This window comes from Siccirubricoccus soli, assembly GCF_024178315.1.
GTDB classification, from domain to species: domain Bacteria; phylum Pseudomonadota; class Alphaproteobacteria; order Acetobacterales; family Acetobacteraceae; genus Siccirubricoccus; species Siccirubricoccus soli.
Genome location: NZ_JAMZIK010000057.1, coordinates 12807 through 28840 on the forward strand (window position 1 = coordinate 12807; position 16034 = coordinate 28840).

At 71.3% G+C, this 16034-nt stretch carries 17 protein-coding genes; 10 read left to right on the forward strand and 7 right to left on the reverse strand.

All coding sequences use genetic code 11. The annotated features are described in order from the left end of the window. Positions 1-9: 9 nt before the first annotated feature. Together NJ376_RS09440 and NJ376_RS09445 are read right to left on the reverse strand one after the other, a co-directional pair. Entirely contained in the window at positions 10-483 is a 474-nt protein-coding gene (locus NJ376_RS09440; RefSeq protein WP_252952996.1) for a DUF2171 domain-containing protein, read from the reverse strand. Between the two features lie 137 nt (positions 484-620). Then, complete coding sequence (locus NJ376_RS09445) at positions 621-1094, reverse strand: Lrp/AsnC family transcriptional regulator (protein ID WP_252952997.1); 474 nt, start codon at positions 1092-1094, stop codon at positions 621-623. Between the two features lie 138 nt (positions 1095-1232). Here NJ376_RS09445 and trxB point away from each other — a divergent pair, with 138 nt between their 5' ends. Then, positions 1233-2210, forward strand: a complete 978-nt coding sequence (trxB, locus tag NJ376_RS09450) for a thioredoxin-disulfide reductase (RefSeq protein ID WP_252952998.1) — start codon at positions 1233-1235, stop codon at positions 2208-2210. Between the two features lie 7 nt (positions 2211-2217). Next, entirely contained in the window at positions 2218-3108 is an 891-nt protein-coding gene (locus NJ376_RS09455) for a LysR family transcriptional regulator (RefSeq protein WP_252952999.1), read from the forward strand. 363 nt (positions 3109-3471) lie between these two features. Here NJ376_RS09455 and NJ376_RS09460 read toward each other — a convergent pair whose 3' ends face one another. Beyond that, a complete protein-coding gene (locus NJ376_RS09460) occupies positions 3472-4440 on the reverse strand; it encodes a Bug family tripartite tricarboxylate transporter substrate binding protein (RefSeq protein WP_252953000.1) in 969 nt (322 codons plus the stop codon). A 162-nt stretch (positions 4441-4602) separates the two neighbouring features. Continuing rightward, the gene (locus NJ376_RS09465; RefSeq protein WP_252953001.1) at positions 4603-5679 is read right to left on the reverse strand and encodes a tartrate dehydrogenase; all 1077 of its coding nucleotides are present in this window, start codon (positions 5677-5679) and stop codon (positions 4603-4605) included. Positions 5680-5820: 141 nt separating this feature from the next. On the opposite strand from NJ376_RS09465, the gene NJ376_RS09470 reads away from it, so the two are divergent. The 6 genes from NJ376_RS09470 (at position 5821) to pdxA (ending at position 12006) form a co-directional block, all read left to right on the forward strand. Continuing rightward, a complete protein-coding gene (locus NJ376_RS09470) occupies positions 5821-6516 on the forward strand; it encodes a GntR family transcriptional regulator (RefSeq protein WP_252953002.1) in 696 nt (231 codons plus the stop codon). Between the two features lie 163 nt (positions 6517-6679). Continuing rightward, the gene (locus tag NJ376_RS09475; protein ID WP_252953003.1) at positions 6680-7630 is read left to right on the forward strand and encodes an aspartate carbamoyltransferase catalytic subunit; all 951 of its coding nucleotides are present in this window, start codon (positions 6680-6682) and stop codon (positions 7628-7630) included. Between the two features lie 4 nt (positions 7631-7634). Further along, positions 7635-8909, forward strand: coding sequence for a dihydroorotase (locus NJ376_RS09480; protein ID WP_252953004.1), 1275 nt, complete (start codon positions 7635-7637; stop codon positions 8907-8909). A gap of 1 nt (position 8910) precedes the next feature. Next, a complete protein-coding gene (gene plsY, locus NJ376_RS09485; protein ID WP_252953005.1) occupies positions 8911-9543 on the forward strand; it encodes a glycerol-3-phosphate 1-O-acyltransferase PlsY in 633 nt (210 codons plus the stop codon). A 352-nt stretch (positions 9544-9895) separates the two neighbouring features. Then, positions 9896-10990, forward strand: a complete 1095-nt coding sequence (locus NJ376_RS09490; protein ID WP_252953006.1) for a four-carbon acid sugar kinase family protein — start codon at positions 9896-9898, stop codon at positions 10988-10990. Continuing rightward, positions 10987-12006 carry a 4-hydroxythreonine-4-phosphate dehydrogenase PdxA gene (gene pdxA, locus NJ376_RS09495; protein WP_252953007.1) on the forward strand — a complete coding sequence of 340 codons (1020 nt, stop codon included), beginning with the start codon at positions 10987-10989 and terminating at the stop codon, positions 12004-12006. Before NJ376_RS09490 ends, pdxA begins: the two co-directional genes overlap by 4 nt. A 114-nt stretch (positions 12007-12120) precedes the next feature. Here the strand turns inward: pdxA and NJ376_RS29255 are convergent, their stop codons facing one another. The 3 genes from NJ376_RS29255 to NJ376_RS09510 form a co-directional block, all read right to left on the reverse strand. Then, positions 12121-12417: an ATP-binding cassette domain-containing protein gene (locus NJ376_RS29255; protein ID WP_370288132.1), complete on the reverse strand. Its 297-nt coding sequence runs from the start codon at positions 12415-12417 to the stop codon at positions 12121-12123. A gap of 250 nt (positions 12418-12667) precedes the next feature. After that, on the reverse strand, positions 12668-13516 hold the full coding sequence (locus tag NJ376_RS09505; protein ID WP_252953008.1) for a CmcJ/NvfI family oxidoreductase: 849 nt from the start codon (positions 13514-13516) through the stop codon (positions 12668-12670). A gap of 451 nt (positions 13517-13967) precedes the next feature. Continuing rightward, a complete protein-coding gene (locus tag NJ376_RS09510) occupies positions 13968-14210 on the reverse strand; it encodes a DUF3072 domain-containing protein (protein WP_252953009.1) in 243 nt (80 codons plus the stop codon). A gap of 176 nt (positions 14211-14386) precedes the next feature. Here NJ376_RS09510 and NJ376_RS09515 point away from each other — a divergent pair, with 176 nt between their 5' ends. Continuing rightward, positions 14387-15334 carry an aldo/keto reductase gene (locus NJ376_RS09515; RefSeq protein ID WP_252953010.1) on the forward strand — a complete coding sequence of 316 codons (948 nt, stop codon included), beginning with the start codon at positions 14387-14389 and terminating at the stop codon, positions 15332-15334. Between the two features lie 91 nt (positions 15335-15425). Continuing rightward, positions 15426-15971 (forward strand): YciE/YciF ferroxidase family protein, encoded by a 546-nt coding sequence (locus NJ376_RS09520; RefSeq protein WP_252953011.1) that lies wholly within the window; start codon positions 15426-15428, stop codon positions 15969-15971. Positions 15972-16034: the final 63 nt, after the last annotated feature.

Here is a 16034-nt window from a genome sequence, read left to right on the forward strand (position 1 = left end):
CGCCGGGCCTCAGCGCGTCGGGTCGCTGCCGCCATGCCGGTCCATGTTCGGGTCGTCCGGGAAGCCCGGGCCGGCCGTGCGCTGGCCGGTGCCCCAGCCGGGCAGGCTGCCGGGCCCGGTGGTGCCGCCGCCATGGATCGTGCCGGTACCGGCCTGATCCTCCATGGCGGAGCTCTGGGCGCCGCCCGCATTCTCCCCCGGCTCGTCGTCGCTTGGCACCCCGTCCTGGACATCCTGCGGCCGCAGCCCGCCCACGGCCATGGCCCGGGCCTGCTGCGCCGGCATGGTCAACCGCACCTGCCCCGCCTCCACCCGGTCGATCGCGCTGAGCGGGATATGGTGGTGATGCGCCCCGCTGCCATCCGGGTCGTCCCGGCGGGTGAGGCGGATATGGCCGAGTTCCATCCGGTCCACCGTGCCGACATGGCCGCCATCCGAGCCGACCACCTCCATATGTTCGCGGATCTGTTCCGATTCGGCCATGCGCCTGCTCCCTGCCCTGGCCGCGCGTGGCGACCCGGAGCTGAGAACGGGGGGCGCCGGGCTTCGTTCACGCGCCCCGCGCCTGGGCTTCGTCCAGGGAAGCGGTGCGGGGCAGGCGGCGCCGCCGCGGCCTGGGCCTAGACCGGCACCCCCGCCGCGTCCTTCGCCGTGCGGATGGTCTGCAGGGTCTGCACCCGCGCCACCTCCGGCGCCGCGGTCAGGCGGGAGGTCAGCGCATTCTCATGCGCCGTGTCCCGCGCCACCAGCCGCAGCAGGAAATCCCCGCCGCCGCGGATCATGTGGCACTCCCGCACCTCCGGCCATTCCCTCACCATTCCCTCGAAGGCGGAAAGCACCGCCTCCTTCTGGCTCTCCAGCCCGACCAGGGCGAAGAAGGTGATCTCATAGCCCAGCGCCACCGGGTCCAGCTCCGCATGGTAGCCGCGGATGATCCCTTCCTCCTCCAGCCGCCGCACCCGGCGGAGGCAGGGCGGGGCGGAGAGGCCGACTCGGCGGGCCAGCTCCACATTCGTCATCCGGCCATCCTGCTGGAGCTCGGCCAGGATCTGGCGGTCCACCTCATCGAGGGAAAAGTCCGGGTCCGTCTGCATGCTCTCGGGTTTCGTTGCCGGCGCTGGGCTTGGCGCGCAATATCATTGCTCGACCCCGAAGCTGCAAGCCGGGTGCTTGTGGCGGAGCCATCCCCGACGAATATGCATGGCTGAACCGATTTGCCGGGAACCCTTCGCGTGCCAGAGACCCACCGCACCCGCCTGCTCATCCTCGGCGCCGGCCCGGCCGGCTACACGGCGGCGATCTATGCTGCCCGCGCAGGGCTCAAACCGCTGGTGGTGGCGGGCCTGCAGCCGGGCGGCCAGCTCACCATCACCACCGATGTCGAGAATTATCCGGGCTTCGCCGAGCCGATCCAGGGCCCCTGGCTGATGGAGCAGTTCCGCGCCCAGGCCGCGCATGTCGGCGCCGGCATCATCCAGGACGTCATCACCGGGATCGACCTCTCGGCCCGACCGATCCGGGCGACGGGCGATTCGGGCGACACCTACCTGGCCGAGTCGCTCGTCATCGCCACCGGCGCGCAGGCGCGCTGGCTCGGCGTGCCGGGGGAGGCGGCGCTGTCGGGCTTCGGCGTCTCCGCCTGCGCCACCTGCGACGGCTTCTTCTTCCGCGGCAAGTCGGTGGCGGTCATCGGCGGCGGCAACAGCGCGGTGGAGGAGGCGCTCTACCTGTCCAACCTCGCCGCCAATGTTACGGTCATCCATCGCCGGGACGCCTTCCGGGCGGAGCGCATCCTGCAGGAGCGCCTCTTCGCCAGGCCGAATGTCCGCGTCCTGTGGAACCGGGTGGTGGAGGAGATGTTGGCGACCGAGGGCAAATTCCGCGCCCTCCGCGCCCTCCGCACCCGGGATGTGCGGAGCGGCGCCATCGAGGACCTGCCCTTCGACGGCGCCTTCGTCGCCATCGGCCATGACCCGGCGACCGCGCTCTTCCGCGGCCAGATCGGCATGGATGCGGATGGCTATATCCTGACCGAGCCGGGCAGCACCCGCACGAGCATCCCCGGCGTCTTCGCCGCGGGCGATGTGCAGGACCGCATCTACCGCCAGGCCGTCACCGCCGCCGGCACCGGCTGCATGGCGGCGCTGGAAGCGGAGAAGTGGCTCGCCCACCTGCCGGCCGAAGCGCCGGCCGTCGAAGCCTGGACCTGAGGCGCCCATGCCGCTCGACTGGGACAAGCTGCGCGTCTTCCACGCGGTCGCGGAAGCCGGCTCCTTCACCCATGCGGGGGAGACGCTGAACCTCAGCCAATCCGCCGTCTCCCGGCAGATCCAGGCGCTGGAGGAGGCGCTGCAGGTGCCGCTCTTCCACCGCCATGCGCGGGGGCTGATCCTGACCGAGCCGGGGGAGACGCTGAACCGCACGGTGCGGGAGGTCTTCGCCAAGCTGGCGATGACCGAAGCCCTGCTGACCGAGAGCCGGGAACGGCCGGCGGGCCGGCTGAAGGTGACCTGCACCACCGGCTTCGGCAGCACCTGGCTGGCGCCGCGGCTCTCGCGCTTTCTCACCCTCTACCCGGATGTCAGCGTGACGCTGCTGCTGGATGACAGCGACCTGGATCTGGCGATGCGGGAGGCGGACGTGGCCATCCGCATGCACCCGCCGCGGCAGCCGGATCTGATTCAGCGGCACCTGACCAGCTTCGGCTGGCGGGTCTGCGGCGCGCCGAGCTACCTGAAGGCCGTGGGCATTCCGCAGCGGGCAGAGGATCTGGACGCCCACCGGCTGATCGTCTGGGGCGACCACCGGCCGCCGATCGACGAGGTGAATTGGCTGAGCGAGGCCGGCCGCCGCCCTGGCGCGCCGCGCCGCGCCGCGGTGGAGGTGAACAGCCTGACGGGCATGTTGCGGGCGGTGCAGAGCGGCCTCGGCCTGGCGGCCCTGCCCGACTACATGGGCGCCGAGCTGGACGACCTGCTGCAGGTGCTGCCGGACCTCAAGACCCCGCGGCTGGATGCCTATTTCGTCTATCCGGAGGAGATGCGGCATTCCAAGCGGGTGTCCGTCTTCCGCGACTTTCTGGTCGCGGAACTGACCGCCTCTGGGTGATATGCACACGCCGCATAGGTGATGGCAGCTTTCACCAAAGCTGCATGGCGAAACGAGGCGTAGGGTAGCTTCATTCCGATGGATGACATCGGAACAGGGTTTCGGGGTCTTTCCCGAACTCCTTCGTCTCCCAGACGTGAAGCCTCCCTGTTGACTTGGCCCGCCGCCCCAAGGGGTTGGCGGGCTTTCTTTTTGGCGGCCCATCGGCAGAGTTAGCGTTGCGGCGGCAGGGACCGCGCCGCCATTCCACGCGCTCCCGAGCCCGCCACGGCCGCGCATGGGCGACCGGTGCCACGGCGAGGCCCGCATCGGATGGCGCCGCCGCACCTGCCAGGGTCATGGGACGACCTCCCAGCGGCGCCGCTATTCCACCCGGATGCCGCCGGCGCGGGCGATGGCGCCGTATTCCGCCTTTTCCGCACGGATGAAGGCCAGCATCTCCTCCGGCGTCGAGACGCGGGGCGAGGCGCCCAGGTCGCGGATCCGGGTCGCGATCGGCGCCTCCTGCACCGCTTGGTTGATCGCCGCGTTCAGCCGCGCGATCGCCTCGGGCGGCGTGGCTTTCGGTGCCATGAAGGCGTACCAGGCCACCCATTCGCGCGTATCGAGCCCGGTCTCCATCGCCGTCGGCACCTCCGGCAGCCGGTCCGACCGGGTGCGGGAGGTGATGGCAAGCGGCCGCAGCCGCCCGGAGACCAGATGGCCATGGCTGGCGCCCAGGCTGTCCACCGTCACCGGCACCTCGCCGGCAATCACCGCCATCAGCGATTGCGGCGTGCTGCGATAGGGCACCGCCGGCAGGTCCAGCCGGTGGCGCCGCTTGAAATCCTCCGCCACCAGATGCGGGATGCTGCCGGAGGCGGGCAGTCCGTAGCGCCAGGCCCCCGGCTCCTCCTGCACCCGCGCCACCATCTCCGGCAGGGTGCGGAAGGGGGCGGCGGGATTGGCCGACCAGACCAGCGGCGAGGTTACGGCAACCGCGATGGAGGCCAGATCCTCCACCGGGTCCAGCGGCATGTTCGGATAGATGCTGGTGCCGATGGAGATGGCGCCGACATGGGCGAACATGAATGTGTAGCCATCGGGCGGGCTGCGCTGCAGCTCCTGCATGCCGATGGTGCCATTGGCGCCGGGCTTGTTGTCCACCACCACCGGCTGGCCGAGCAGCTCCGAAAGCCGCGGGGCCAGGATCCGGGCATAGACCTCATAGCCGCCGGCGGCGCTGGGCACGATGCAGCGCAGGGACCGGTTGGGCCAGGGGCGGGGCTGGGCATGGGCTGCCGTCGGCAATGCGGCGAGCAGCCCGAGCGCCGTGCGGCGCATCAGGGGCATGGACGTCTTCTCCCGTTTGCCCAATCGAAGCAGGAATGCTCGCGGTTGGGAACGGGGCTTGCGACGGCCGGCCTGGCACACGCGGCCGGCTGGCGCCGACGGGCAAGAGCCGCGGCGGCGCCAAACCCTGCGCCCCGGTGCCGGGTTCAGCGCCCGCCGCGCTCAGTCATTCGCCTGGCGCAGCGCCGCGCAGACCGCCCCCGTCACCTGCCGCGTCGTCGCCCTGCCGCCCAGATCCGGCGTGTGCAGGGCGGGGTCGGCCGTCACCCGCTCCACCGCCTTCATCAGCCGCGCGGCGGCCGGCGCCTCGCCCAGATGCTCCAGCATCATCACCGCGGTCCAGAAGGTGGCGATGGGGTTGGCAATGCCCTTCCCGGCGATGTCGAAGGCCGAGCCGTGGATCGGCTCGAACATCGAGGGGGCGTCGCGCTCCGGGTTGATATTGGCGGTGGGGGCGATGCCGAGGGAGCCGGCGAGCGCCGCGGCGAGATCCGAAAGGATGTCGGCGTGCAGGTTGCTGGCGACGATGGTGTCCAGGCTCTGCGGCCGCAGCACCATGCGCATGGTCATGGCGTCCACCAGCATCTTGTCCCAGGTAACATCGGGGAATTCCCCGGCGACCTCCACCGCCACCTCGTCCCACATCACCATGGCGTGGCGCTGGGCGTTGCTTTTCGTCACCACGGTCAGCAGCTTCCGCGGCCGCGACTGCGCCAGGCGGAAGGCATAGCGCATGATGCGCTCGACGCCGGCGCGGGTCATGATGGAGACGTCGGTCGCCACCTCGATCGACAGGCCCCGATGGGCGCGGCCGCCGACGCCGGAATACTCCCCTTCCGAGTTCTCCCGCACGATCACCCAGTCCAGCTCCGGGCCGGAGACGTTGCGCAAAGGGCTGGTGATGCCGGACAGGATACGCGTCGGGCGCACATTCGCGTACTGGTCGAGCGGCTGGCAGATGGCGAGCCGCAACCCCCAGAGGCTCAGATGGTCCGGGATGTCCGGCGCACCGACCGAGCCGAACAGGATGGCGTCATAGGCGCGGAGCTGCGCCACGCCGTCCGCCGGCATGAAGACGCCATGCTTGCGGTAGTAGTCGGAACCCCAGTCGAAATCGGTGAATTCCAGGGTGAAGCCGCCATCGCGCTCGGCGCAGACCTTGAGGGCCTCGACCCCCGCCGCGACCACTTCCGGCCCGATGCCGTCGCCGCCCATGGCGGCGATCCGATAGCTGCGCATCGCGTTCTCCTATCCCCTGGCCGCTCTGGCGCACCAGCTTCCATGCAAGTTGCCATCGCACTGAACCGAAGCCGCGCCACAGCGTCAAGGCTTGGAATTTCATCTTGCATGGAAGACGGCGCCCGCAGATTCTGCCCGGGCATGATCGGCCCCCTCCCTGCCCCGACCGAGCGCAGCCCCACCCCCTCCCTGGTCGAGAGCGCCTATGCCGCGCTGAAGCACGCCATCCGCACCAATGTCTTCGCCCCCGGCTACCAGGGCTCGGAGCAGGAGATCGCGGCCCAGCTCGGCATGAGCCGCACCCCGGTGCACGAGGCCATCATCCGGCTGCAGGAGGAAGGGCTGGTCCGCGTCCTGCCCCGCCGCGGCGTGGTGGTCTGTGCCCTCTCGCCCGAGGATATGCGGGAGATCTACGAGGTCGTCATCGCGCTCGAGAGCGCCTCCGCCGGACTCATCGCCGCCCGGGAGGATCGGGAGGCCGCCGCGGCGACGCTGGAGGCAGCGAATGCCGAGATGGCCTCGGCCCTGGCGCGGGAGGATCTGGTGGCCTGGGCCGAGGCGGATGAGCGCTTCCACCAGCGCCTGGTGGAAGGCAGCGGCAATCGGCGCCTGGCCCGGATATTCGAGACGGTCATGGACCAGTCGCACCGGGCGCGGCTGCTGACCCTGCGGCTGCGCCCGAAGCCGGTGCTCTCGGTGGAGGAGCACAAGGGCATCGTGGCGGCGATCCGGACGGGAGAGGTGGCGGCGGCGGAGGGGTTGGCCAGGGCGCACCGGGCGCGGGCGCGGGACCAATTGCTGCCCCTGCTGCGGCAGCTTGGGATGCGGCACCTGTAGTCGAGAGGGGCGCCGCCCCTCTCGCGCTCTCCCCGCCAAAGGCCGAAGGGCCTTTGGAAACCGGGGGTCTGGGCTTCGCGGGGCCCAGCCGCGCATCTTCCGGGATGCAGCCCGCGGCCGCTGGCGCTACACCCTTCCGCCACCCGGCCGGACGATTCGCAGCATGTCCTTTTCCTTCCCCATCCTCCCCGACGGCCACCTCCTGGCGATCGAGGGTCTGGAGCCGCCGCATATCGGCGCGCTGCTCGACCTCGCCGAGAGCTATGCCCTGCTCAACCGTTCCGGCAAGACGCAGCGGGACCTGCTGAAGGGGCGGACCCTCATCAACCTCTTCTTCGAGGATTCGACCCGCACCCGGACCAGTTTCGAGCTGGCCGGCAAGCGGCTCGGCGCCGATGTCATCAACATGTCCGTCTCCACCTCCTCGGTGAACAAGGGGGAGACGCTGATCGACACGGCGCAGACGCTGAACGCCATGCACTGCGACCTGCTGGTGGTCCGCCACGCGCAATCCGGCGCGCCGGCCCTGCTGGCGCAAAAGGTTTCTGCAAGTGTCATCAATGCGGGGGATGGAACCCACGAACATCCCACCCAGGCGCTGCTGGACGCGCTGACCATCCGCCGCCGCAAGGGCCGGCTGGAAGGGCTGACGGTGGCCATCTGCGGCGACGTGCTGCACAGCCGCGTCGCCCGCTCCAACATCCATCTGCTGACGGCCATGAATTGCCGCGTGCGGGTCGTCGGCCCCCCCACCCTGCTGCCGGCGGAGGCGACGCGGCTGGGCGTGGAGGTCTTCCACGACATGAGGGCCGGCCTCGCCGGCGCCGATGTGGTGATGATGCTGCGGCTGCAGAAGGAGCGCATGACCGGCGGCCTCGTCCCCTCCTCCCGCGAGTTCTTCCGCTTCTACGGGCTGGATCGCGAGAAGCTGGCCTGGGCCAAGCCGGATGCCATCGTCATGCATCCCGGCCCGATGAATCGCGGCATCGAGATCGACAGCGCCATCGCCGACGACCCGGAGCGCAGCGTGATCGGCGAGCAGGTGGAAATGGGCGTCGCCTGCCGCATGGCAGTGCTGGACGTGTTGGCGCGGGATCTGCGGCGGAATGTCTGAGCCCATGACCGATCTTCTCTTCGCCGGCGCCCGGCTGCTCGACCCGGCCACCGGCCTCGACACCACCGCCGACCTGCTCGTGCGGGACGGGCTGATCCTCGACCACGGCGCCAATCTCGGTCGGCCGGAAGGCGCCACGGTGATCGCGGCGGAGGGGCTCTGCCTCGCCCCCGGCCTCGTCGACCTCCGCGCCGATATCGGCGAGCCGGGGCACGAGCACCGCGAGACCATCGCCTCCGCCGCCCTCGCCGCCGCCGCCGGCGGCATCACCACCTTCTGCGCCCTGCCGGATACCGACCCGGCGCTGGACGACCCGGCCCTGGTGCAATTCGTGCTGCGGAAGGGGGAGGCGACGGGCGGCCTCACCCTCCTCCCCTATGGCGCCGCCACCAAGGGCTGCACGGGGAAGGAGCTGGCCGAGTACGGGTTGTTGCGGGAGGCCGGGGCCATCGCCTTCACCGACGGAAGGCGGCCCATCGCCAATGCCCGCACCATGCGCCTGGCGCTGAGCTATGCCCGCGCCTTCGGCAGCTTCGTGGTGCAGCACCCGGAGGAGCCGAGCCTCGCCCAGGGCGGCGCCGCGACGGAAGGCGAGCTGGCGACGCGCCTTGGCCTCCCCGGCATCCCGCCCGCCGCCGAGAGCATGATGGTGCAGCGGGACATCGCGCTCGCCCGGCTGACCGGCGGCCATGTGCATTTCGCCCATGTCTCCACCGGCGCGGCGCTGGCACTGATCCGCGCGGCGAAGGCGGAGGGGCTCCGCGTCACCTGCGACACCGCCCCGCCCTATTTTGACCTGAACGAGACCGCGATCGGCGACTACCGCACCTATGCCAAGCTCTCCCCGCCGCTGCGGCCGGAAGCCGACCGGCAGGCGGTGGTAGCGGCGCTGGCCGACGGCACCATTGATGCCATCGCCTCCGACCACCAGCCGCGCGACGCCGACGACAAGCGCCTGCCCTTCGCCCAGGCGGAGGCGGGCGGGGCCGGGTTGGCCACGCTGCTCGGCATCACCCTCGCCCGCTTCCATGGCGGCGACCTGAAGCTGCTGGACGCGCTGGCCCTGCTGACGGTGAAGCCGGCGACGCTGCTCGGCCTGCCGGTGGGGCGGCTGGCCAAGGGGGCGGCGGCCGACCTCGTGCTGTTCGACCTTGAGCGCGGCTGGCAGGTGAAGGCCGGCCAGTTGCCGGGCAAGGCGCAGAACTCGCCCTTCGATGGCCGCGCCCTGGAAGGCCGCGTGGTCGGCACCTGGAAGGCCGGTCGGCGGGTCTTCGGCTGAGATGGACGCGCTGCACCTCACCCTGCCGACCCTGCTGGCCGGCTACCTGCTGGGCAGCATCCCCTTCGGCCTGCTGCTGACGCGGCTGGCCGGGCTGGGCGATCTGCGGCAGATCGGCTCCGGCAATATCGGCGCCACCAATGTGCTGCGCACCGGCCATAAGGGGCTGGCGGCGGCGACGCTGATCCTGGACCTGCTGAAGGGCGTGGCGGCGGTGTGGCTGGGCGATCTCGGCGGGCCCTTCGGCCTGTTCGCCGGGGCCGGCGCGACCACCCTGCCCTATCTCGGCCTCATCGGCGGCTTCGGCGCCATGCTCGGCCATGCCTTTCCGGTCTGGCTCGGCTTCAAGGGCGGCAAGGGCGTGGCGACGGGCGGCGGCGTGCTGCTGGCCGGCGCCTGGTGGCTGGGCCTCGGCAGCTCGCTGGTCTGGCTGGCCACGGTGGTGCTGACGCGCATCTCCTCCGCCGGCGCCATCGCCGCCTGCGCCGCGGCGCCGCTCATCGCCCTGGCGGCGGGGCGCTGGGACCTGGCGCTGTTCAGCGCCGGCATCGCGGCGCTGGTGATCTACCGGCACAAGGGGAATATCCAGCGGCTGCTGGCGGGGACGGAGCCGAAGGTCGGGCGGAAGGGTTGAGGGGGACGCCGTCCCCCTCAAGCTCCCCTTCCAAAACCCGAAGGGCCTTTGGAAACCTTGAGTTTTTGAGCCGGCTGTACGGCCACCGCCACAAGGGCAGCAAGCAGGCACGGGCTTGTTGACTTTCTCCCGCTCGCGGCCGCAGCACATGGGCGGATCCGGTCAAAGGGCGTGACGTGGGAAAGGCACAAGCAGAACGCCCCATCGATGCCCTGAGGGGCCACCCGCAGTCGGGTGCGATCGGCACTCGCCTGGGCCCTAGCGCCAGCCCTGTTGCGAACCGCATCCTGCTTGCCCTTCTCCGCCCCGCCATCCACGGCCAGAGCACCATCGGCGCCGAGGAGATTGAGGGATGATCCGCCCGATGCTGCGCCTGCTGGCGGATGACCTGACCGGCGCGCTGGACACGGCGGCGGAGTTCTCCGCCCTTTGCGGTCCGGTGCCGGTGCGGTGGGACGGCGCCGCCCCGGCGGGCAGCCTCGCCCTCTCCTCCGCCACGCGGGAAGCCTCACGGGAGGCGGCCGTCGCCGCGGTGCAGGCCCTCGCCCCGGCGCTCGCCGGCGCGGATATCGCCTATCGCAAGCTGGACAGCCTGCTGCGCGGCAAGGTGGCGGCGGAGCTGGCCGCCTGCTGGGCGACCGGCGCCTGGCGCCATGCCATCATCGCCCCCGCCTTTCCGGCGCAGCGACGCATCGCCCGCGGCTGTCAGGTCTTCGCCGGCACCGCTGGGGGCGGCTGGGCGCCGGTCGCCATGCCGAACTGGGCGGCAGAGGGGCTGGAGCTGCGCCCCGGCCGGCTGGACGCCCCCCTACCCCCTGGCCTCGCCTGGTTCGACGCGGAGAGCGAGGCGGAGATGGAGTGCATCGCGGTACTCGGCCGTGCCGCCGCCGGCCCGGTGCTCTGGTGCGGCAGCGGCGGCCTGGCCCGCGCCCTGGCCGGCGAGGCCCGCGTGACGCCGGCGCCCGGCTTGGAGCCTCCGGTGCTCGGCCTCTTCGGCTCTAACCAGGCGGTGACGGCACGGCAACTCGCCGCCTGCGGCGCGGCCTGGATGCCGATCCGGGATGCCGGGGAGGCACCGCGCGTCGCGCGGCAACTGGAACGCCTCGGCGTTGCCCTGGTCAGCCTCGACCTGCCCACGGGCCTTGCACGGGCGGCAGCCGCGGCGCGCATCGCCGAGGTGTTCACTGCGCTGCTGGCCGCCCTGCCCCGCCCCGGCACGCTCCTCGTGGCGGGCGGGGAGACGCTGGGCGCGGTCTGCGCCGCGCTCGGCGCCGAGGCGCTGCTCGCCCATGGCTTGGTGCAGCCCGGCGTGCCACGCTCCCGGCTGCAAGGCGGAAGCTGGGACGGGCTGCCCGTCATCTCCAAATCCGGCGCCTTCGGCGGAGATGCGCTGTGGTGCGACCTGCTGGCCGCCAACACTCTGCTGCCCGGGAGCATCGAGGCATGACTCGGCATCTGGCCATCACCATGGGCGACCCCGCCGGGATCGGGCCCGAGATCATCGTCAAGGCCTGCCGCGCCCTGGCGCCGCGCCTCGCCAGCGGGACGCTGAAGCTGCTGGTCATCGGCCATGGCACGGCGCTGGAGACGGCCCGCGCCGGCTTCGCGCCGGCGGTCACGATTCCGGCCGTCACGCCGGAGGGCGAGTGGCCGAACCTCGCCTTCCTGCCGGCCGGGGAGGAGCAGGCGCCCATCGCGCTCGGCCAATTGTCGCCCGAGGCCGGCCGCTTCGCCTATCTCGCCATCGAACGCGGGGTGCGGCTGGCGGAGGCCGGCCGCGTCGCCGCGCTGGTAACCGCGCCGCTGAACAAGGAGGCGCTGAACGCCGCAGGCTACCACTATGCCGGCCATACCGAGCTGCTGGCCGAGCTGACCGGCCGCCGCGGCAGCGTGATGATGCTGGCCCATGGCAACATGCGCGTCAGCCATGTGACGACCCATGTGGCGCTGGAAGACGTGCCGAAGCGCGTCACGCCGGAGCGCATCCGGCTGGTGCTGGAGCTGACGCAGGAGGCGTTGCGGCGCCTCGGCATCGCCCGCCCGCAGATCGCCGTCGCCGCGCTGAACCCGCATGCCGGCGAGGGCGGGCTGTTCGGCCGGCAGGATATCGAGGTGGTGGCGCCGACCATCGCGCAGGCCAATGCCGACGGGATGCGCGTCACCGGCCCGGTCCCGGGCGACACCGTCTTCGTCAAGCTCCGCGCCGGCCAGTTCGACGCGGTGGTGGCGATGTATCACGACCAGGGCCACATCCCGGTGAAGCTGCTCGGCTTCCAGGTGGATCCGCAGACCGGGAAGTGGGAGGCGCTCTCTGGCGTGAACATCACGCTGGGGCTGCCGGTGATCCGCACCTCGGTCGATCACGGCACGGCCTTCGACATCGCGGGTCAGGGCATCGCCAGCGAGACCAGCCTGATCGAGGCGATCGAATACGCCGAACGGCTCGCCGCAGGCCCGACCTAGAGCATTCTCGGTTCACATGCGTTCACCGCAGGCGCTCTACGCCTTGGTTTGTAGAGCAGATTCACGCCTTCGGTCGATGCCGCCCTACGACGATCTGCTCTAGAGTTGGCAGCTTCAACCCACGGGACCAGACTCAGACCGGGGTCCGGGGCCAGGTCCTGGCCCCGGCGGGGTGCAGGGGCAGAGCCCCTGCCAGTTGAAACGCTGGACACCATGCCGATGCCGCGCTTGGCGCAACCCCGCCTCCTCCAGCGCCAGCAGATCCTGGCCGAGCACCCGCACCTGGCCTTCATCCGGCCGTTCCAGCAGGTTCACGCAACGGATCAGGGTGGATTTGCCGGCACCGGAACGGCCGACGATGCCGAAGATCTTGCCCGTCTCGACGCGCAGCGACACGCCGTCGAGCGCCACCGCCCCGCCCGCGGCGAAGCGCTTGCGAAGGCCGGTCTGGCGACGGCGGGCGGGGCAGCGGGATCGGTCATGGCCTCGGGGCGAAAGGGCGCGGCCCGGTAGCCGGCTGCTTCCGCACCGCAATCGCGGTCACGCGCGGGTCGCCCCTTCGGTCACGGCATGGCCAGGCCGCTCAGCCGCAGCAGCGCAACCAGCGCCGCGCCGGCCAGCGCCAGGCGGAGCAGCTGCCCCGCCAGGCTGGAGGCCGGCCTCACGCGCGGGGCGCGTGGAAGACCAGGCTGCGGATCTCGATGCTCTCCCGCGGCGGGGCATCTTTTGGCGCCGCCGGGTTCTCGAAGGCGGTGTGCGCCACGAAGCGGGCGCGGCCATCCGTCGCGCTGTCATAGCATTTGATCAGCAGCGCTTCCTCGCGCCGCATCTCCGGCACGTAGTACCAGCGATGCGCCGGGTTGTAGCGCACCGAATAGATCTCCCCGACGCGGTCCGGATAGACAAGGTCGGTCGGCACGTAATCCTCGAAGGGGAAGTAGCGCGCATCGGCGAAGGCCAGCGGGCTGTCCAGCACCGGGCCGCGGATCGGCCGCCAGAGATTGACCACCTGCACCCGCCCCTGCAGCAGCGCCTCCGCCTCCTCCGGCAGCAGGTCGCGGACGCGCTGCGGACCGGACCGCTCGGTCTGGTCCACATGGATGCGGGTGGCGGGCTGGCGCGGGCCGCCGCCGCGATCCTCCGCGCCGGTGACGCGGCGGCGGACAGTGTGGTCGAAGATGAAGACCCGGTCGGCGCCGGTGGCGCGGCGGATGATCTCGGCGCTCTCCGGGTAGTAGGTCTCGCGGATCGCCGCCTCGTCGCCGAAATCCACGATGGCGGTGGGGGCTTCCAGCCAGGCGAAGCCCTGGCGGTCCAGGCTGAATTGCTCGCCGGCCTTGCGGGCGTCATGGATCGTCACCGCATGCGGCTCCGGCAGCGCCGTGCTGCGGGGCTCGCCGGCGGGCGGGCCGTAAGTGTAGGTGCGGGGGCGGCCCTGGACGGGTGCCAGATAGTTCAGCACCGCGGTCACGGTGCGGTCGGCGATGGGGCGGTCGAGGGTGATGCTCATGGCGTTGGCTCCTCCATCCCAGTCAGGAGGGGATGCAAACACCCATTTCCAATAGGGCAAAGAAAAATATGGCGCGGGTTATGCACGATCCGTCATGTGCTTTACGCATGGCTTCGCGGCGGCTTTTCCTGCCAGCCGCGACGCAGCGCCCCGGGGACCGGCGCCCTGCCGCGCAGGCAAGGCGCTGGCCGGCGCCGTGCCCGGCTCCGACGCCGCCGGGCCCGACCCTGACCTTGAGCGGGGCCCTGCCCGGACCTCCGCCATCGGCGGCGTCGCCGGCCGGATGGGCGGGGCCTGACGCTCTCCCAAACTACGCCGCCCGGTGCCCTGGTCCCGAAGTCCCGCGGGCCTCGCTCTCGGCCCATCGGGTTTGCCGTCAGCGGTCCGCGTGTCCGCTCACCCGACCAGCTCCAGCGGATATCGCGGGCGGGAGGCTGCTCTGGATCCTGCTCTAGCGCCCCCGCCCGGTCCTGGCCTGCAATTCGTCGATCCGGCGCGACGCCTCGGCCTTGCTCAGCTTCGGGTCGAGCTCCTCCCCTGCCTCCTCCGAGAGGGTCTTCAGATAGCTGGCCTGGGCCCCCGTCATCGCCTCGTCCCCGGTGGTCCAATCCTCCGGATCCTTGATGGTGTTGGAGCCCGGCTCCGGGTTGAGCTTCGGATTCTCCGCCTGGTGGTCGTCCTGCCGCTTGGCCATGAGGCGCTGCTCCCTGAGGTGAGTTCGCTAAACGTTCATCCCCGCCCGCCGTTGCGCCCTGGCCCGCCCGATCCGGGGAGGAAGGCCCGGGTGCGGCCGACGCCCCCGATCCATCCCCCCTCGACGGCCCCACCGCCGCCCGGCATCCTTCCCGCACGAACAGGGGAGAAATCCGGATGGAACAGCGCCAGCTCGGCCGCTCCGGCATCGCGGTGCCGCCCATCGTCTTCGGCGGCAACATCTTCGGCTGGACGGCGGACGAGGCCGCCTCCCACCGCCTCCTCGACCGGCTGGTAGAGGTCGGCCTCAACGCCATCGACACGGCGGATGTCTATTCCTACTGGGTGCCCGGCCACCAGGGCGGGGAGAGCGAGGCGATCATCGGCTCCTGGCTCGCCAAGCGCGGCAACCGGGACAAGGTGAAGATCTTCACCAAGGTCGGCATGCGGATGGGCAATGGCCGCTCCGGACTCTCCCGCGCCTGGATCGAGGAGGAGATCGACGCCTCCCTCAAGCGCCTCAACACCGACCATGTCGATCTCTACCAGGCGCACAAGGACGACCCCGACACCCCGCTGGAGGAGACGCTCGAAACCTTCGCCCGGCTGATCAAGGCCGGGAAGGTGCGCGCCATCGGCGCCTCCAACTACTCGGCGCCGCGCCTGGCCGAGGCGCTGGCGGTCAGCGCGAAGCTCGGCCTGCCGCGCTACGAGACGCTGCAGCCGCTCTACAACCTGATGGACCGCGCCGAATTCGAGGCCGGGCTCGGCCCGCTCTGCGAGAAGGAGCAGATCGGCGTCATCAACTACTACGCGCTGGCCTCCGGCTTCCTGTCCGGCAAGTACCGGTCGGAGGCGGATTTCGGCAAAAGCAAGCGCGGCGCCGGCATGGCCAAGTACCTGACACCGCGCGGCCACAAGGTGCTGGATGCGCTCGACGCCGTGGCGCGGGCGCGCGGCGCGACCCCGGCCCAGGTGGCGGTCGCCTGGCTGCTGGCCAAGCCGGCGGTGACGGCGCCGATCGCCAGCGCCACCAGCGAGGCGCAGATCGACGATCTTGTGAAGGCGGCCTCCCTGAAGCTCGGCGCCGCGGAGGTCGCGGCGCTCGACGCCGCCAGCGCATAACCGGGATGGCAACGAGCAACCCGGGGCGGATCCGTCGCTTAGAGGGGCGTGGTGCGCGGCCATCCCGGCCGCGCCGGCGAGGAATGCCCCGATGGACGAGATCATGAAGCTGATGATCGAGCAGCTCCGCGACGCCTACAGCGCGGAGAAGCAGGCGTTGCGCGCCATGGCGCGGCTGCAGAAGAAGGCCAGCACCCAGTCGCTGCGCGACGCCGTGCAGATGCATATCGACCAGACCGAGACCCAGGTGGAGCGGCTGGAGAAGGGGCTGGAGATGCTCGGTGGCCGGCCGGGCCGCAAGGTCTGCGAGGGCATGCGCGGCATCATCGAGGAAGCCCAGACCGAGCTGGAGGACCATGACAAGGGCCCGCTGATGGATGCGCTGATCATCGCCGGGCTGCAGCGCGTGGAGCATTACGAGATCGCCGCCTACGGCACCATGGCCGCGCTGGCCAAGGCCGCCGGCCAGCAGGAGCTGGCCGACCTGCTGGCGGAGACGCTGGCGGAGGAGAAGGCGACCGACGAGAAGCTCAGCCAGCTCGCGGAAAGCGAGGTGAACCCCGCGGCGATCCAGGGCGCGCAGGCCGAGGAGCCGGCGAATGACCGGCGCGGCGGGCGCCGCGGCACGGCGGCCTGAGCGGGAGACCGGACGGCTCCGGCATCACGGCGCGGTGAGGGAGCCGCCTCGTTCTCGCCCCGC